Genomic DNA, 16225 nt, shown 5'->3' on the forward strand with positions numbered 1-16225 from the left:
CGTGCGGCGCCGGCACCCCTCTCTGATGACGGCTCCGGTGCCGCGCAGGGTGCCAGTTCCCCGTCAGCCCGTCAGCCCGTCAGGTCGTCGGGCAGGAGGGAGAAGAGGACGAGGTCGACCCGGCCGGTGTGCACGTAGCCGGCGTTCCGCAGGATGCCCTCCCGTTGGAACCCGGCCTTCTCGGCGACCCGCTGGGAGGCCGTGTTGGCGGTGGCCGCGAACAACTGCACCCGCTGGAAACCCTGCGCGCCCAGCAGCCACTCGCCGAGAGCCCGCGTCGCCTCCGCCGTCACACCGCGGCCGCGTGCCCACGGTGCGGCCCAGTACCCGACCTCGCTCACCCGGGCCGGCCAGTCGGTCTTCTTGAGCCCCACCGTTCCGAGCAGCCTCCCGGACTCGGCGTCGGTGACGGCGAAGTGGATGCCGTCGCCGGAAGTGCGCAGCCGGTGGGACACGTCGGTGCACCACGAAGCCGCGTGCTCGACCGTGTACGGCGCGGGCAACGGCAGCCACTGCTGGGTCAGTTCGTCGGAGCAGGCGGCCCGGGTGTCGTCCACGTCCTCTGCGGTGAACGGCCGGAGCACCAGCCGTTCGGTGCGCAGAGTGGTCTCGGGAAAGATCGGCGGCACTGGGACTCCTGATCGAGGGTGCGGGCGGAACGCGACGCGACAAGCCGCCGAGCGGGTCGCGCACCCGCGGACGCGCCGTCGCGCGTCGAGGCTTCGGACACGTTCCGGTGTCGAATTGTCGGCGGACAGCAGGTTGGTCTGCGAGTTCGCAGGTAGGAGCGGTACGCGTGGCTGCTTCACCTTACTTGGTGCGAAAAGCCGATCTCCACTGGGAACGAACCAGCAGCGCGGCTTGACCTGTCCTGGGCGACCCGCCCGATGCCAGCGAGGACGAGAACCGGATATTCACCGGCCGGGACCCCGGTGTGCTCGCTCGCCGAGATCATCAGGTCAGGCTTCGCGCTGGTGAGTTGGTTCCACGGCAGAGTGTGGCAACGCAATGAACGGAGTAGCTCTGGGACGCCCCCACCGAACGCGAGGATCGCATCGTGGGCGAACACGGCCACCGGTTCCGGAAGGACTTCCAGGACGCGGACCAGGGAGGTCGCTGTCCGGGCCGCGACCGGCACGGTGCGCTCACTGTCGAAGGTGCGCCACTGCCGGGCATTCGGACTGCCCGGGGCGATGATGTGCCTATCGAAGTCCACCGGATACCTCCGCCCCCAGGATTGGTGGTACCCAACCGGTCAGCGTCCAGCGGTTCGCGGAAGGACCGGCAGTGGCTCAATTGCCGGGGAAGGCGGTGGCCGGCAGCGGGGCGGGGGTCGGGACCGGTCGGGAGGTGTCGAGCACGCTGCCGGTGAGCACGCGGTTCCGCGGGGCGGCGGCCACGAGCTGGGGGTCGATGGTGAGGGTGGTGATGCCGAGGGGCGCGACCAGCGCCCGCAGGGCCGGCGCGCAGAGCCCGGTCCGGAGTTGGGTGCCGCCGAGTACGGACACGAGGAGGTCTTCGGAGGTGAAGGCGACAGCGGTGCGGTCACCGAGCGCGGTGCGGAAGAGCCGGATGGTGTAGCCCAGCGGGCCGGGCCTGACCGGTACCAGGAGGAGGGCGTCGTCGGGGCGTTGCTGCATGGGGATGCCTCCACGAGGAGTGGTGGTCGCGGAAACGTACCGGGCACGCGTCCGATGCGGCACGTCATGGCATCGACGCTACGCCGGAAAGTCCGGCCGGGTACCGCGTCCTGACAGCTTCTTGATCCTCGGGGTGGGGGATCACCCGGCGGTGGGAGCGGGTAGTCCCGGCGGTGCGGCCCGGTGAGCACGGGCGGTAGCGTCCGGATGGTCCTTGTGGTGGGAGAACGGAGAGGAGACCGGAGTGGCACGGGTACGGGTGGCGGCGGCCCAGTTCGAGTGCGTGGCGGGTGACGTGGAGGCCAACGTGCGTCAGATCGCCGATCTGGCGGTGGACGCGCGGGAGGCCGGCAGCGCGGTGATGGTCTGCCCGGAGTTGGCGCTCACCGGGTACGCGCCCGAGCGGATCGGCGCGGACCGCGCGCTGTGGACCGAGGCGGAGGACGCCCGCCTCGACCCCCTGCGCGGAACGGGCATCGCGATCGTGGTCAACGGGGCCGCGGCGGGGCCGGGAGGGCGCCCGGCGATCGTCAGCACCGTGTACGCCCCGGACGGCGCCGTGCTGACGGTGTACGCGAAGGAGCACCTGTACGAGAACGAGCGGGAGGTCTTCGAACCGGGGAGCGGTGGCGGCCGCTTCCGGTTGGGCGGGATCGGCTACTCGTTGGCGACGTGCTTCGACAACCACTTCCCGGAGGTGTCCGCGCGGAACGCCGCCCAGGGCTGCCAGATCCACCTCGCGAGCTCGCTGTACGGAACAGGAGGCGGCCGTCAGGAGCGCCGCACCGTGCACCCGGCGATCGCGAGGGCCACCGGGATGTACGTGGTGCTCGCCAACCACGTCGGCTCCGCCGGGCCGTGGACGGGCTGCGGGGGCAGCGCGGTGTGGGCGCCGGACGGGACCGTGATGGCCGATGCCGACGAGAGCGGGCCCCGGCTGCTGGTGGCTGACCTGGAGGTGGAGGTGGCGGAGGTGGAGGTGGGCGACTGAGGCCGGGCCGGTCCGCGAACTCGGGCGGTGGGCGGTGGGCGGCTCAGCGGTAGTCGTCGTCGGGCACCCGGTCGGACAGGTCGTCGAGCACGGTGAACCTGACCGCCTCGCGCAGCGGCTCGTCGGGCCCGGCGTCGTCGAACTCGGCGTCCGCGTCCTCGTCCGGGTAGACCAGGTGCACGGCGGCCTCCTCCGCGGTGGCGGCGCCGGAGTCCGGTCCGACGTCGGTGCCCTCGGTGTCGATGCCGTCCTCGACCAGGCGGCCGGCCCGTGGCGAGGGGCCGTCCGGCCAGCGGTCGTCGACGGCGTCGGGATCGGTGTCGGGCTCCTCCTCGGCCAGCAGTTGGTCCAGGGACTCGCCGCGCTCCGCCTCCTCCGGCGTGGTGCCGTACGCGGTGGCGCCGTGGTAGCCGTCCGGCGGGATGATCCCGGTGTCGAGCGGATCGTCGTCCAGCCGGTCCGTGAGCAGGGAGTCGGCAGGTTCGAGAACGCCGTCGTCCTCGGCGGAGTCCGGGTCCTGGGCGTCCCAGTCGGTCATGACAGCACCTGTCCTCGTCACTCGGGGTCACTCGGGTGAGGCCACACGCAGTTTCTTCATGCTCGCCAGGGAGTGACCCGCCCCGCAACACGGCGCGGTGCGGAAAGGCTCGGAGCGGCCGGGCCCGCGGGCGGTTGCCGCCCGCCTGCGGAGCGGTGGCGCGGCGCCCGTGGGCGGCCGAGGAGCGGCCTGCGGACGGGACCGGGGCGAGTGGACGGGGGAGGGTTGGATCCGGGTCGGCGGGGCAGCCGGATGCCGGGAGCGGGAGGGGGCGGAGACGAAGCGTTACGGCAGCGTGGCGGCCCGGTCGGGAGCGCCGGGCGGTGATCGGACGGTGGCCGGGGGTCGGGACGTCAGAGCGGCACGGCATGATGGGCGTATGGAACGTACGTGCTCTCGCCGGATTGTGCGGTCGGGTCGGGTGTGCGGATGGGGTGTGCGGTGATGAGGCATGACGGCGGAGCGCCGGGTTTTGTCGGGCGGCAGCGCGAAGTGGCGTGGCTGGTCGGGGCAGTGCGGGCGGCACCGGCCGTGGTGCTGGTGGAGGGCGGTGCCGGCGTCGGGAAGTCCGCGCTGGTCGGACGGGCGCTGGCGGAGGCCGGGCTGCCCCGGGAGCGGGTGCTGACCGGCCGGTGCCACCCGGTGGCCGACCCACCTCCCTACGGTCCGCTGCTGGACGCGCTGCGCCGCAGCAGGCCGGTCCTGCGGGAGGCCGCGGAGGTGCCGCCGAGTACCGGCGCGCTCCGGGCCTGGCTGCCGGACCTGGCCGACCTGCTGCCGGAGGACAGCACCGGCGGGGGAGGCGACGAGCGGTACCGGCTGACGCAGGGCCTGCGGGCGCTGCTCGACGCGCTGGGCGACGTGGTCCTGCTGATCGAGGACGCGCAGTGGGCCGATCGGGCGACCCGGGAGCTGTTGCTGCTGCTGGCCAGGGACCCGCACCCGGGTCTGTCACTGCTGGTGACCTACCGGGCGGAGGAACTGCCCGACGGCGCGCCCGTCCTGGGCACCGCCTACCGCTGTCCGCCCGGGGTCTCCGGAGGTCTGCTCAGGGTCGAGCCCCTGGACGAGGCGGAGGTGCTGGAACTGGTCTGGAAGGTCCTCGGCACCGGCACCGCAGCCGGTGGCGGGGTTGGAAGCGCGCCGGCGCTGGCGGGCGCGCTGTACGAACGGTCCGGCGGGCTTCCGGCCGCGATCGTCGAGGACCTGGAGACCCTGGAGGGTCTGCGCGGGGACGGCCGACGGGCGGACCCCGTCGCCGCCCTGGCCGGTGCCGACCTGGCGCGCGGTCTGCGGGACAGCGTGGTCGAGCGGCTGGCCGGCCTCGGAACCGCGGCCCGCACCGTGGCGGAGAGCGCCGCGGTGCTCGACGAGCCCGCCAGCGAGGAACTCCTCGCCGAGGTCTCCGCGCTGCCCGCCGAGCAGGTCTCCGCCGGGCTGGTGGAGGCCCTGCGCGCCGGGGTGCTGAACGAGCCCGCCCCGGCCAGGTACGCGTTCCGCTGGGAGCCCGCCCGGCAGGTGGCGTACCGGCGGATACCGGGCCCGATGCGCTCCGCGCTCCACCGCCGGGCGATCGAGGCGCTGCGCGGCAGGGAGCCGCAGCCGCTCGCCAGGATCGCCGCGCACACCCGCGCCCTCGGCGACCGGGACGCCTGGCAGCAGGCCGCCGAGGCGGCGGCCGAACAGGCGGTGGAGCAGGGCGACACCGCGGCGGCCGGTCCGCTGCTGCGCGAGCTGCTCGCCGAGACCGACCTCGCGCCCGAGCGCCGCGGGCGGGCGGCCCGGGCGCTGTCCGGGCTGGCCGCGAACGCCGCCTACGACGCGGCCAGCACCCAGGTGCTGTCCGCCATCATCGCCGACCCCCGGTTGCCGGTGGCCGACCGCGGCGAGGTCCGGCTGACCCTGGGCCTGCGGGTCGCCGTCCAGGGCGGGGACCGGGCCGGCTTCGCGCTGATCGAACAGGCCGCCGACGAACTGATCGCCGACCGGCCCGCCCGCGCGGCCCGGGCCCTGGTCGCACTGGCCATGGACGAACGCGACGGCGCGGGCGCGGCCGCCAAGGAGCGGATGGCCAGGGCCGCCACCGCGCTGGAGGCCGAACCCGACGAGGAGGTCGCCGCCGCCTACCGCGCGACCCGGCTCACCTTCCAGGCCCGCGACGGCGACCCCGAACTGCAGCCCGAGCTCGACCGGCTGCCGCGCGACGCCTCCAGCCCCGAACTGGTCCGGCAGACCACCCGGGCCCTGTTCAACGTCGGCGACATCTCCATGGAGACCGGGCACGACCAGCGGGCCGGCCGCCTGCTGGCCGAGAGCCGCGCCCTGGCCCGGCAGGCGGCGATCTCCTACCTGGAGTGCTACAGCCGGATCGCCCTGCTGCGCCTGGACGGCCTGGCCGGGCGCTGGCAGGGGCTGGAGGAGCGGTTCGAAGCCCTCGGCGCCGAGTACCCGGACGTGGCGATGGCCCGGGTCGAGCGCGCCATGCTGTTCGGCCGGATGGCCGCCGCGCGGGGGCGGCTCGCGGTCGCGCGGGCCGAGTTCGAGTCGGCCGCCCGGTACGGGGAGCGGGAGTCGCAGGTCACCGCAGCGCTCAGGGCCGCCGCCGGCCTGGGCGGGGTGGAGCTGGTGGAGCGCGGCGCGGAGGCCGCCGCGCTGGTGCTGACGCCCGCCGTGGCGATCCTGCGGCAGGCCGGGGCGTGGGCCCGGGCCGGCGAACTGCTGCCGATCGGGGTGGAGGTCTCGCGGGGCGTCGGCAACGACGGGGCGGCCCAGCACCTGATCGAGGAGGCGGCGGATGCCCTCGGCGGGGTGGACGCGCCGGCCGCGCACGCCGGGCTCGCCCTGGCCCGGGGCGTCCTGCTGGAGGGGACTGACCCGGGCGGGGCGATCGAGTCCTACCGCCAGGCCCGGGACGCCTGGCGCGCCATCGGTCGGCCCTACGAGGTCGCCAGGGTGGAGGAGCGGCTGGCACGGGCGCTCGCCGAGCGCGACCCGCAGACCGCGGCCGAGCGGCTGGCCGCCGCCGAAGCCACCTACACCACGCTCGGCGCGGCCTCCGACGCGGCCCGCTGCCAGCACGTCCGGCGCGACCTCGGCCTGGGGCGGATGGCCTCGCCCGGGCGGCGCGGCTACGGCGAGGCGCTCTCGCCGCGCGAGCGGCAGGTGGCGGAACTGCTCGGGCAGGGCGCCAGCAACCAGGACATCGCCCAGGCCCTGTTCCTGTCCCCCCGCACGGTCGAGCACCACGTGGCCAGCGTGCTGCGGAAGCTCGGCGTGGGCCGGAAGGAGGTGGCGGAGGCGCTGACGGAGACGGAGGGCTGACAGGGAGGGCTGACAGGGGGCGGGGAGCCGGTTGCGGTGCGGACGGCTCCCCGGAAGGCCCGCGGAACAAGGGCGGTGCGGAGCCGCGAACGGTCCTGGGCCGGACTGCTGGCGGTGCGGGGCGGGATGTCCTCGGGGGTGCCGGGTCGGACATCCGGCCGGGCCGTCCCCACCGGTTCACGGCGGGGGGCGGTGTTACGGGGTGGCGCGGTGGCGGGGTGGTGCGGGCTGAGCCGTGGTGCGGACCCGGGCTGCCGCGGGGCCTCCGGCGGGTCGCTCCGGTGGGCGCGTCGGGAATCGCGGGGCGCCGGCGGCCGGTCGGCGCGGTCTGCCGCGCGCGGGTGGCGGGCCGGTCAGTGGTGCAGGGTGGCGTAGGCCGAGGCCGGGTCGATGTGGGCGCCGCGGCGGTGGCGGAGGGCCGGGTGGTCGTACGCGGTGGTGGTGGCCGCGTCGAGGGCGTCGGTGTAGGTGAGGGCGCGGACGGCGAAGGTCTGTTCGCCGCGGGCGCCGGTGCGGCTGGTGGTGGGCATGGTGACCAGCCAGAGCGGGAGGTCGACCGCGGTGAACAGTCGCCGGGCGGAGGCGACGGGGGGAGCCGGGGCGGTGGCGGTGAGGGTCATGAGGGTCATGGTGGGGGCCACGCAGTTCTCAGGTACGGGGGTGGTGGGAGAGCCGGGCGAGCCTGGTGAGGGTGGCTTGGCGGGTCTGGCGCTCGACGGTGCCGCGGAGCCGGCCGGTCGCGGGCTGGTCGGTGAGGGTGGTGAAGTGCTCGCTTGCGTACAGGCGGAAGCGTTCGCGGCGGGTCATCCGGACCTCCGGGTCGAGAGTAGGAGGGAACGGGTACCAGCTAACCGGTGAACGAACGGGGTGATCAATGCGTAGTGGTACCCAACGCGGCGGGCGAAGGGTGGGTAGTGGCCCGGCAGGGATAGGGGTACCCAGGGTTCGGGCCGGATGTTGGGTAGGGGATACGCATTGTTCGGTCGTCGGGGCGGGGTTTTGCTTGGGGCGTTCCCGAAGACGGCTGCCAGCCGGCCCAGGCCGCCCAGGAGGTTTCGATGACCCGCCGTGAACTCTTCCGACGTTATGCCGCCGAGCATTTCACCGCTCCTGACGTCTCGGCCGCCGGCCGGTCCGGCTGCCGGGGGACGGTGGAGCGGCAGACCAGCCGTGCCCGGCTGGCCTCGCTGGCGCGGATCGCCCCCAAGCACCCGGTGCCGGCGCCGGTTCCGGTCCCCGCGCGGCCGGCCGGGGAGGTCGTCGGCCTGCGGGCGTCCGGGCAGCGCCGGTGGGCGGTGGCCGGGAGCGGCAAGACCGTCCCGCTGATCCCGGCGCAGCGCTCCTCCGCGGGGCGTCCCGCGTCCTCCGCGGAGCGCTGATCCGCCGGAGGACCGGAGGCCGAAGAGGGCCCGCGCGGACGGTCGGGCGGGCGGGGGAGGAAGAACGCCGCGGCCCCCTGGTGTGGGTGCCAGGGGGCCGCGGGCCGTACCGGACGGGACGGCCCGCCGGATCAGCGGATCAGCGGATCAGGTGGGGGAGGAAGCGGGCGCCCTGGTGGGTGATGGGGCTGTCGTCGGTCTCGCGGATGCCCAGGCCGGCGGCCTCGCCGTCGACGACCCAGGTGCCGAGGACGGGACGGTTGCCGTCGAAGTCGGGCAGCGGGTGGTACTGCTGGTAGCAGTAGCCCTCGGCGCCGTAGCGGTCCGGGTCGCCGGCCCAGTCGGCGAGCCGGGTCTGGCTGCCGTCGGGCTCGACGATGCGGATGCCGGCGCCCTCCCGGCCGAGCAGCGGCTTGGCGGCGTACCCGGGGCCGCCGGGGTCGGCGAGTTCGCGCGGGCCGTCGAGGTAGGCGGGCAGCAGGTTGGGGTGGCCCGGGTTGAGCTCCCACAGGACGGCCAGCAGGGCCTTGTTGGAGAGCAGCATCTTCCAGGCGGGCTCGATCCACAGGGTGGAGCCGGTGCCGCCGCCGAGGTCGATGACGTCGAGCAGGTGGTCGGCGAACTCGTCGTCGACCAGCCACTCCCACGGGTAGAGCTTGAACGCGGAGCGGATGAAGCGGTGTTCGAGGTCGACGAAGCGGCCGGACAGCTCGTCCCAGCCGATGTCCTCCATCGCGATGCCGACGGTCCGCAGTCCGGCCTGCTCGGCGCACTCCTGCAGGTAGAGGGTGGTGAGCCAGTCCTCGCCCTCGGTGTCGCCGCGGGAGTGGGCGAAGTGGACCGGGCCGGGCGGCAGCAGGTGCTTCTGGCGCGTCCAGGACTCGACCAGCCGCTCGTGCAGCGAGTTCCACTGGTCGGCCTCGGGGAAGCGCTCCTCCATCCAGAACCACTGCGGCCCGGCGGCCTCGATCAGCGAGGTCGGGGTGTCGGCGTTGTACTCGAAGAGCTTGGCCGGACCGGTGCCGTCGTAGGCGAGGTCGAAGCGGCCGTACACGCTGGGCTGCTCCGCGCGGCGGCGCCAGGACTCGGCGACGACGGCGGCCAGCCGCGGGTCGGTGATCCCGAAGTCGGCGAACCGGCCGGTGCGCACCACGTGTTCGGCGGCGGCCAGCGAGAGCTCGTGCAGCTCCTCGACGACCTCCTCCAGGGCCTCGACCTCCGGCAGCGAGAACTCGTAGTAGGCGCTCTCGTCCCAGTAGGCGTGCGGCCCGCCCTGGTTGCACGGGTCGGAGCACATCGCGTAGACGAGCCCCTGGGACTCGACGGTGGCCAGCCAGTCGGGGCGCGGGGCGACGGTGTGGCGGCGCAAGGGGATCAGCCCCCGCCCGAGCCGCTGCTGCTGCCCTTGGGGCAGCCGAAACCGCCGCGCTTGGCGGCGGACTTGCTGAAGGTGCCGCCGCTCGCGACGGTGCCGCCGGAACCGCAGTAGTACCACTGGCCCGCGCCCGAGCCGCCCGCCGAGCAGGAGTGCGAGTCGAGGACCTTCAGGGTGTTCGGGTCGACGCAGCGGCTGGGCGTGCTGCCGCCGGACGAGGAACAGCCGGAGAGGGTCAGGGCGAGGGTGCCGACCATGCCCAGGGCGACGAACCCCGAGCGGCGGCGGCCGGCGGGTATCGACCGGTCGGGTCCGGCGGCGGAGGGGTGCGGCGGTGTCATGGCGGATCATCGTACGCGTGCCGCCGAATGATAGGGGAGGGGCCCCTGGAAACTGACGTGACGCCAGGGACATGGGATATCTTTTGCCGATCCTTGACCCAGGCGCGGCCCGTGCGGCCGTCCGACCCCCGGGAGCCCCGCAGATGAACGACATACTCCACGGCCTCGGCGCGGCCGCCGTCTACGGCCTGGTCGGCCTGGTGCTGCTGCTGCTCGGCTACCTGCTGATCGACGTGCTCACACCGGGCAAGCTGGGCCGGCTGATCTGGGCCGAGGGCAACCGCAACGCGGCCGTGCTGCTCAGCTCGGCGCTGCTCGGCGTCGGCGGCATCGTGTACACGGCGATCCGGTACACCTACGACGACTTCGGCAAGGGCCTGCTCTCCACGCTCTGCTTCGGCGTCCTCGGCCTGCTGCTGATGGCGCTCGCGTTCTGGCTGCTCGACCTGCTCACCCCCGGGCGGCTCGGCGCGATCCTGGTCTCCACCGCACCGCACCCGGCGGTGTGGGTGTCGGCCAGCTGCAACCTCGCCGCCGCCGCGATCGTGGCCGCCTCGATCGCCTGACCCGAGCCGACCGGCTCACGCGCCCGCCGACTCGCGGGCCCGTCGACTCACGGCCGGTGGACCCGCGGGCGGGCGGCCGGCAGCAGTTCGGCGAACAGCGGCGCCACCTGGCCGGCCTCCAGCAGGAACCCGTCGTGCCCGTACGGCGAGCGGATCACCCGGGCCGCGTCGGCGTCCGGCAGCAGCGCGGCCAGCTCGGCCTGCTGGGCGGGCGGGTAGAGCCGGTCCGAGTCGACCGCGGCGACCAGCGCCGGGACGGCGGCCCGGCGCAGCGCCGCGGCGGTGCCGCCGCGGCCGCGGCCGAGGTCGTGCGCGTTCATGGCCTCGTTGAGGACGACGTAGCTGCCCGCGTCGAAGCGGTGGGCGAGCTTCGCGGCGTGGTGGTCGAGGTACGACTCGACGGCGAACCGGCCGCCGCGCCACGGGTCTTCGCCGTACTGCGGGTCCCGGCCGAAGCGGGCCGCGAGCTCGGACTCGCTGCGGTAGGTGATCTGGGCCAGTCGGCGGGCCAGGCCCAGCCCGCGGTGCGGGCCGCCGCCCGGCGGCAGGTGGTGGTAGTCGCCGCCGTGCCATCCCGGGTCCGCGCGGATCGCGTGCACCTGCGTGGAGGCGTGCGCGATCTGCTCGGCCGAGGCCGCCGCCGCGGTGGCCAGCACCAGCAGCGCCCCGACCCGTCCGGGGTGCGCCACCGCCCACTCCAGCGCGCGCATCCCGCCCATCGAGCCGCCGACCACCAGTGCCCAGCGGTCGATCCCGAGGGCGTCGGCCAGCAGCACCTCGGCGGCCACCTGGTCGCGCTGGGTGAGGAACGGGAACCGGCTGCCCCAGGGCCGCCCGTCCGGCGCGGCCGAGGACGGGCCGGTGGAGCCCTGGCAGCCGCCGAGCACGTTCGGCGCGACCACGTACCAGCGGTCGGTGTCCAGCGCTCGTCCCGGCCCGACCAGTTCCGCCCACCAGCCCGCCGTCGGGTGCCCGGGGCCGGCCGGGCCGGTGAGGTGGCTGTCGCCGGTCAGCGCGTGCAGCACCAGCACCGCGTTGGAGCCGTCCGGACGGGGCGTGCCCCAGCTCTGGTAGGCCAGCCGCGCCCCCGGCAGGGTGCCGCCCGCCTCCAGGGCGAGCGGCCCGGGCAGGGCGAACCAGTGCCGCCGGCCGACCGGGTCGCCGTCCCGCCAGGCCCCGGAGGCCGGCGGGACGGCGACCCGGGCCGGGCCGTTCAGGACGACGCGCCCTTCGCCGAGCGGAACCCCGCCTCCAGGTCGGCCCGCAGGTCGGTGACGCTCTCCAGGCCGACCGACAGCCGCACCAGGCCCGGCGCCGTCCCGGTGGCGACCAGCTGTTCGGCGTCCAGCTGGCTGTGCGTGGTCGAGGCCGGGTGGATCACCAGGCTGCGCACGTCACCGATGTTGGCGAGGTGGCTGAACAGCTCCAGCCCGTCGACGAACCGCCGTCCCGCCTCCACGCCGTCGCGCAGTTCGAAGGAGAGCACCGCGCCCGCGCCGCGCGGCAGGTAGCGCTGCGCCGCGTCGTACCAGGGGCTGGACGGCAGGCCCGGGTAGTGGACGGCCGCGACCTCGTCGCGCTGCTCCAGCCAGCGGGCCAGCTCCAGGGCGTTCGCGGTGTGCCGCTCCAGTCGCAGCGACAGCGTCTCCACGCCCTGCAGCAGCAGGAACGCCGAGTGCGGGGAGAGCGCCGGTCCGAGGTCGCGCAGCAGCTGCACCCGCAGCTTGGCGGCGAACGCGCCCGGTCCGAGGGCCTCCCAGAAGCGCAGGCCGTGGTAGCTCGGGTCGGGCTCGTTGAAACCGGGGAAGCGCTCCGGGTCGGCGCCGAAGTCGAAGCTGCCGCCGTCCACGACCACGCCGCCGATGGTGGTGCCGTGGCCGCCGAGGAACTTGGTCGCCGAGTGCACCACGACGTCCGCGCCGTGCTCCAGCGGTCGCAGCAGGTACGGGGTCGGCACGGTGTTGTCGACGATCAGCGGCACCCCGGCGGCGTGTGCGACGTCCGCGACCCCGCGCACGTCCAGCACGTTGCCGCGCGGGTTGCCCAGCGACTCCGCGAACAGCGCCTTGGTGTTCGGCCGGACCGCCGCCCGCCAGGCGTCCAGGTCGTCCGGGTCGTCGACGAAGCTCACCTCGATGCCGAACCGGGGCAGCGTGTGCCGGAGCAGGTTGTAGGTGCCGCCGTACAGCGAGGACGAGGAGACCAGGTGGTCGCCCGCCTGGGCCACCGTCAGCAGCGCCAGCGTCTCGGCGGCCTGCCCGGAGGCCAGCGCGACCGCCGCCACGCCGCCCTCCAGCGAGGCCAGCCGCTGCTCCAGCACGTCGGTGGTCGGGTTGTGGATCCGGGTGTAGATGTTGCCCGGCTCGGCGAGCGCGAACAGGTCGGCGGCGTGCTTGGTGTCCCGGAAGGCGAACGAGGTGGTCTGGTAGATCGGCACCGCCCGCGCCCCGGTCGCCGGGTCGGGCTGCGCGCCCGCGTGGATCTGCCGGGTCTCGAACGACCAGCCGGGGACGGCCGCGGGGCTCTGCTCGGACATGCTGCTCCTGTACGGGATCACGGGCGCGACCGGGTACGGCGAAGCCGCCGCTCGGACGCGGGGAGGGGCAGGGGAGGGATGCCGCCGACGGGTCCGCGCCGGTCTGCGGGGCCCGTGCGGGCCCGCGTGGAGCTGCGGGGGCTTCCGCACGGGCGGTGCGGTGCCGCCGCCGGACGGTCACGGCGTCAGGTAAGCACAGGCCGCGAACGCCCCGCCAGCAGATCGCGGAAGCGGACACGGGGGGACACGGGGCGCAATGCGGTGGCGACTTGACGGGTCATCATCTGATGGTCGTACTTATATTTGGCGGGTGGGGCGGGGGATCAGTCGGAGGCCGCCGCCGGGATCCCGAGCAGGGCGAGGAACGCGGCGGTCGCCGGGGACGGCCCGGTGCGCGGCCAGACCACCGTCTCGATCCGGGTCGGCGCGTCCGTGACCTCGACCACGGCGATCCCGGTCAGCTGCGGGACGTACGCGGCGGGCAGCATGGCCACCGCCAGCCCGGGGCCCACCAGGCGCGGGATGTACGAAGCCTCGTCGACCTCGAAGGCCACGTCGCGCACCAGCCCCGCGGCGGCGAACGCGAGATCGGTCTGGGCCCGCCCCGCCGTGCCCGGCGGCAGGTCGACGAAGGGCTCGGCGGCCAGCTCCGCCAGCGGCACCCGCTCCCGGGCGGCCAGCGGGTGGTCCGGGGCGACCGCGGCGACCAGGCGGCCGCGGGCCAGCTCGCGGGCCGTGACGCCCTCGGGCCGGAAGGTGGTCGGCAGCCCGAGGAAGGCGACGTCCAGCGAGCCCTGGCGGACCTGCTCGACCAGGTCCTTGCTGGCGCCGACCCGCAGACTGATCCGCACCTGCGGGTACCGGCCGCGGAACTCGCGCAGCCCGGCCGGGATGTCCACTGCGGTGACGGTCGAGATCAGCCCGACCGCGAGCCGGCCGCGCACCTCGCCGACCGCCGCCGCGACCTCGGCGGCCGCCCGCTCGGCCGCCTCCAGGCACTGCCGGGCGGCCGGCAGGAACGCCTCCCCGGCGGCGGTCAGCCGGACCCGGCGGCTGGTGCGTTCGAACAGCCGGGCGCCCAGCTCCTGTTCGAGCCGGGCGACCTGGTGGCTGAGCGCGGACTGCACGACCAGGCAGCGCTCGGCGGCCCGGGTGAAGCTCAGCGTCTCGGCCACCGCGAGGACGTAGCGCAACTGCTGGAGTTCCATGCGATCAATCATCACGGTAGATCGATTGGCTGACAAACATGTGTTGGACTCATCGATCGGGCCGGGGCCAGACTGCTGCGCATGAGAGCGAACAGCGGCACCACCCCGAACGTCAGCCCGCTCGACACCCCGAGGCCCCCGGCCGGCTCGCCTCCCGCCGGCTCGCCCCCGGCCGGCTCGCCTCCCGCCGGCTCGCCCCCGGCCGGCTCGCCTCCCGCCGGCTCGCTCGGGAGCGCCGGCTCCGGCAGGTCGGCCCGCACCGCGCTGACCGCGCTGACCGCCGTGGCCCCGGTGGTCTGGGGCACCACCTACGTGGTCACCACCGAACTGCTGCCCCCGGGCCACCCGGTCTTCGCCGGCCTGCTGCGCGCCCTGCCCGCCGGGCTGATCGCCCTGCTCCTCACCCGGACGCTGCCGCGCGGCAGTTGGTGGGGCAAGGCCGCCGTCCTCGGAGTGCTGAACATCGGGCTCTTCCTGCCGCTGCTGTTCACCGCCGCCGAACGCCTCCCCGGCGGCGTGGCCGCCACCCTCGGCGCCGCCCAGCCGATGGTCGTCGCGCTGCTCGCCGTCCCGGTGCTCGGCCAGCGGCTGTCCCTCCGGCGGCTGGGCTGGGGGCTGGTGGGCGTGCTCGGGGTCGGGCTGGTGGTGATCGGGCCGAGCGCGGCACTGGACGCCGTCGGCGTGGCCGCCGGTCTCGGCGGCGCTGCCACGATGGGCCTCGGCGTCACGCTCACCAAGCGCTGGGGCCGCCCCGAGGGCGTCGGCCCGCTCGCGCTGACCGGTTGGCAGCTCACCGCCGGCGGACTCTTCCTGCTGCCCGTCACCTTCCTGTTCGAGGGCGCGCCCCCGGCGATCGACGGCCGGGCCGCGCTCGGCTACCTCTGGCTGGGCCTGATCGGCGGGCTGCTCACGTACGCGCTCTGGTTCCAGGGCATCGGCCGCCTCCCGGTCACCGGCGTCGCCGTGCTCGGCCTGCTGTCGCCGCTGGTCGCGGCGGTGCTCGGAGCGCTGCTGCTGGACCAGACGCTCGGCCCGGTGCAACTGCTGGGCTTCGCGCTGGCGCTGGCCTCGATCGTGGCCGGCCAGCTGCCGGAGCGCCGGGCGGCCGCCCGGACGGCCCGGACGTGAGGCGTTCGCGGGCGGAGGGCCCCGGGTGCGGCGGCCGGCCGCGGGGTGCCGGGGTCAGACCCGGCGGATGGTGCTGATCGGCAGGGCGTCGACCGCCATGGTGCGGACCGGCGCCCCCGGCTTGGGCGCGTGCACCACCACGCCGTTGCCGAGGTACATCGCGACGTGGTCCTGGGCGCCGTGCACGCTGTAGATCACCAGGTCGCCCGGCTGGGCGTTGTGCCAGTCGCGGCCCACGTTGCCGCCGACGCGGGCCTGCTCCTGCGAGGTGCGCGGCAGCGAGACGCCGGCCTTCGCGTACGCGTACACCATCAGGCCGGAGCAGTCGAAGCTGTTCGGGCCCTCGGCGCCCCAGACGTACGGCTTGCCGCGCTGGGCGAGCGCGACGTCGATGGCGGTCTGGGTGGCGGCGCCGGAGGCCTTCGGCAGGGTGGCGACGTCGACCCGGTCGGAGCCGCGGGAGGCGGTGCCGCCCTCGTCGGCGAGGATCGCGGCGCGGTCGGCGGCGCTGAGCTGGTTGAGCAGCCGGCGCGACTCGGCGAGCTTGGTCTGCACCTCGTTCTTGGTGTCGTTCAGCGTCTTCGCCTCGCTGTCCAGCTCGGCCAGGACGGCGGTGGCCTCCTGCTTCTGCTGGTCCAGGCGGCGCTGCTGCTCCTTGAGCGACTTGAGCGTCTCGGCCTGGGTGCCGGCGGCCTGGTCGAAGGAGGTGGCCTTGGCCAGGTACTGGTCCGGGTCGGAGGAGAGCATCAGCTGCATCGACGGGTCGACGCCGCCCTGCCGGTACTGGTCCCCGGCCACCGCGGCCAGCCCCGCGGCCAGCTCGTTCAACTGCTCCTGGCCGCGGGCCACCTGGTCCTGCAACTGGCCGGCCTGCTGGCGCAGCTGCTCGGAGCGCTCCTTGGCGCCGTTGTACTTCTCGGTCGCCCGCTCCATCTCCTCGGAGAGCTTGTCGACCTGCGCCTTGACCTCGTCCTTGTTCGGCTGGGCGGGCGTCGCCTGCGCGCCGCCCTGGGCGGACAGCGCGACGGCGGTCGCGGCGGCCCCCGTGAGCACGGCCACCCGGGCGCGACTGGGCTGCTTGGGGCGGCGGTGCGAGGCCATCGGGGCTCCCTCTTCGGGTCGGACTCATTCGTTCGAGTGATCGTCCGAATATAGGTTTGCAGCCTGACCGTAATGAAAAGTCGTCCCCGCGTCCACTGCCA

Annotated in this window: 17 protein-coding genes; 5 read left to right on the forward strand and 12 right to left on the reverse strand. The window is 74.9% G+C overall.

Annotated elements, in window-relative coordinates; genetic code table 11:
* Window positions 1-71: 71 nt before the first annotated feature.
* The 3 genes from KSE_RS35980 to KSE_RS35990 form a co-directional block, all read right to left on the reverse strand.
* The gene (locus tag KSE_RS35980) at window positions 72-629 is read right to left on the reverse strand and encodes a GNAT family N-acetyltransferase (RefSeq protein WP_014140321.1); all 558 of its coding nucleotides are present in this window, start codon (window positions 627-629) and stop codon (window positions 72-74) included.
* A 176-nt stretch (window positions 630-805) separates the two neighbouring features.
* On the reverse strand, window positions 806-1216 hold the full coding sequence (locus KSE_RS35985; protein ID WP_014140322.1) for a hypothetical protein: 411 nt from the start codon (window positions 1214-1216) through the stop codon (window positions 806-808).
* A 76-nt stretch (window positions 1217-1292) separates the two neighbouring features.
* A complete protein-coding gene (locus KSE_RS35990; protein ID WP_014140323.1) occupies window positions 1293-1640 on the reverse strand; it encodes an SAV_915 family protein in 348 nt (115 codons plus the stop codon).
* Between the two features lie 244 nt (window positions 1641-1884).
* Between KSE_RS35990 and KSE_RS35995 the strand changes: the two genes are divergently transcribed.
* On the forward strand, window positions 1885-2631 hold the full coding sequence (locus KSE_RS35995; protein ID WP_033258315.1) for a carbon-nitrogen hydrolase family protein: 747 nt from the start codon (window positions 1885-1887) through the stop codon (window positions 2629-2631).
* Window positions 2632-2674: 43 nt separating this feature from the next.
* Here the strand turns inward: KSE_RS35995 and KSE_RS36000 are convergent, their stop codons facing one another.
* Window positions 2675-3169, reverse strand: coding sequence for a DUF5709 domain-containing protein (locus tag KSE_RS36000; protein ID WP_014140325.1), 495 nt, complete (start codon window positions 3167-3169; stop codon window positions 2675-2677).
* A 444-nt stretch (window positions 3170-3613) separates the two neighbouring features.
* On the opposite strand from KSE_RS36000, the gene KSE_RS36005 reads away from it, so the two are divergent.
* Window positions 3614-6490, forward strand: a complete 2877-nt coding sequence (locus tag KSE_RS36005) for an ATP-binding protein (RefSeq protein WP_014140326.1) — start codon at window positions 3614-3616, stop codon at window positions 6488-6490.
* Window positions 6491-6843: 353 nt separating this feature from the next.
* On the opposite strand, the gene KSE_RS36010 is transcribed toward KSE_RS36005, so the two are convergent.
* Together KSE_RS36010 and KSE_RS43180 are read right to left on the reverse strand one after the other, a co-directional pair.
* Entirely contained in the window at window positions 6844-7110 is a 267-nt protein-coding gene (locus KSE_RS36010) for a hypothetical protein (protein ID WP_148283216.1), read from the reverse strand.
* Between the two features lie 28 nt (window positions 7111-7138).
* Window positions 7139-7297, reverse strand: a complete 159-nt coding sequence (locus KSE_RS43180) for a hypothetical protein (protein WP_014140328.1) — start codon at window positions 7295-7297, stop codon at window positions 7139-7141.
* A gap of 251 nt (window positions 7298-7548) precedes the next feature.
* Between KSE_RS43180 and KSE_RS36015 the strand changes: the two genes are divergently transcribed.
* A complete protein-coding gene (locus tag KSE_RS36015) occupies window positions 7549-7869 on the forward strand; it encodes a hypothetical protein (RefSeq protein ID WP_014140329.1) in 321 nt (106 codons plus the stop codon).
* A 139-nt stretch (window positions 7870-8008) separates the two neighbouring features.
* Here KSE_RS36015 and KSE_RS36020 read toward each other — a convergent pair whose 3' ends face one another.
* Window positions 8009-9238 (reverse strand): glutathionylspermidine synthase family protein, encoded by a 1230-nt coding sequence (locus tag KSE_RS36020; protein ID WP_014140330.1) that lies wholly within the window; start codon window positions 9236-9238, stop codon window positions 8009-8011.
* A gap of 5 nt (window positions 9239-9243) precedes the next feature.
* Complete coding sequence (locus KSE_RS36025) at window positions 9244-9585, reverse strand: hypothetical protein (RefSeq protein WP_014140331.1); 342 nt, start codon at window positions 9583-9585, stop codon at window positions 9244-9246.
* A 143-nt stretch (window positions 9586-9728) separates the two neighbouring features.
* Between KSE_RS36025 and KSE_RS36030 the strand changes: the two genes are divergently transcribed.
* A complete protein-coding gene (locus KSE_RS36030) occupies window positions 9729-10151 on the forward strand; it encodes a DUF350 domain-containing protein (RefSeq protein ID WP_014140332.1) in 423 nt (140 codons plus the stop codon).
* A 47-nt stretch (window positions 10152-10198) separates the two neighbouring features.
* On the opposite strand, the gene metX is transcribed toward KSE_RS36030, so the two are convergent.
* The 3 genes from metX to KSE_RS36045 form a co-directional block, all read right to left on the reverse strand.
* Window positions 10199-11368 (reverse strand): homoserine O-acetyltransferase MetX, encoded by a 1170-nt coding sequence (gene metX / locus KSE_RS36035; protein WP_033258317.1) that lies wholly within the window; start codon window positions 11366-11368, stop codon window positions 10199-10201.
* A complete protein-coding gene (locus KSE_RS36040; protein ID WP_033258318.1) occupies window positions 11365-12687 on the reverse strand; it encodes a bifunctional o-acetylhomoserine/o-acetylserine sulfhydrylase in 1323 nt (440 codons plus the stop codon). The genes metX and KSE_RS36040 overlap by 4 nt, the downstream gene beginning before the upstream one ends.
* 323 nt (window positions 12688-13010) lie before the next feature.
* The gene (locus tag KSE_RS36045; protein ID WP_014140335.1) at window positions 13011-13895 is read right to left on the reverse strand and encodes a LysR family transcriptional regulator; all 885 of its coding nucleotides are present in this window, start codon (window positions 13893-13895) and stop codon (window positions 13011-13013) included.
* Window positions 13896-13976: 81 nt separating this feature from the next.
* Here KSE_RS36045 and KSE_RS36050 point away from each other — a divergent pair, with 81 nt between their 5' ends.
* Window positions 13977-15023 (forward strand): EamA family transporter, encoded by a 1047-nt coding sequence (locus KSE_RS36050; protein ID WP_014140336.1) that lies wholly within the window; start codon window positions 13977-13979, stop codon window positions 15021-15023.
* Between the two features lie 54 nt (window positions 15024-15077).
* Here KSE_RS36050 and KSE_RS36055 read toward each other — a convergent pair whose 3' ends face one another.
* Entirely contained in the window at window positions 15078-16124 is a 1047-nt protein-coding gene (locus KSE_RS36055) for a C40 family peptidase (RefSeq protein ID WP_014140337.1), read from the reverse strand.
* Window positions 16125-16225 lie beyond the last annotated feature (101 nt).

The sequence above is a fragment of the Kitasatospora setae KM-6054 genome (assembly GCF_000269985.1).
Lineage (GTDB): Bacteria > Actinomycetota > Actinomycetes > Streptomycetales > Streptomycetaceae > Kitasatospora > Kitasatospora setae.

Excerpts from the sequence above, each read along its gene's own strand:
- KSE_RS35990 (WP_014140323.1), bottom strand. The coding sequence starts at position 1,640 with ATGCAGCAACGCCCCGACGACGCCCTCCTCCTGGTACCGGTCAGGCCC.
- KSE_RS36000 (WP_014140325.1), bottom strand. The coding sequence starts at position 3,169 with ATGACCGACTGGGACGCCCAGGACCCGGACTCCGCCGAGGACGACGGC.
- KSE_RS36005 (WP_014140326.1), top strand. The coding sequence starts at position 3,614 with ATGAGGCATGACGGCGGAGCGCCGGGTTTTGTCGGGCGGCAGCGCGAA.
- KSE_RS36010 (WP_148283216.1), bottom strand. The coding sequence starts at position 7,110 with ATGACCCTCACCGCCACCGCCCCGGCTCCCCCCGTCGCCTCCGCCCGG.
- KSE_RS43180 (WP_014140328.1), bottom strand. The coding sequence starts at position 7,297 with ATGACCCGCCGCGAACGCTTCCGCCTGTACGCAAGCGAGCACTTCACC.
- KSE_RS36015 (WP_014140329.1), top strand. The coding sequence starts at position 7,549 with ATGACCCGCCGTGAACTCTTCCGACGTTATGCCGCCGAGCATTTCACC.
- KSE_RS36025 (WP_014140331.1), bottom strand. The coding sequence starts at position 9,585 with ATGACACCGCCGCACCCCTCCGCCGCCGGACCCGACCGGTCGATACCC.
- KSE_RS36030 (WP_014140332.1), top strand. The coding sequence starts at position 9,729 with ATGAACGACATACTCCACGGCCTCGGCGCGGCCGCCGTCTACGGCCTG.
- KSE_RS36040 (WP_033258318.1), bottom strand. The coding sequence starts at position 12,687 with ATGTCCGAGCAGAGCCCCGCGGCCGTCCCCGGCTGGTCGTTCGAGACC.
- KSE_RS36045 (WP_014140335.1), bottom strand. The coding sequence starts at position 13,895 with ATGGAACTCCAGCAGTTGCGCTACGTCCTCGCGGTGGCCGAGACGCTG.
- KSE_RS36050 (WP_014140336.1), top strand. The coding sequence starts at position 13,977 with ATGAGAGCGAACAGCGGCACCACCCCGAACGTCAGCCCGCTCGACACC.
- KSE_RS36055 (WP_014140337.1), bottom strand. The coding sequence starts at position 16,124 with ATGGCCTCGCACCGCCGCCCCAAGCAGCCCAGTCGCGCCCGGGTGGCC.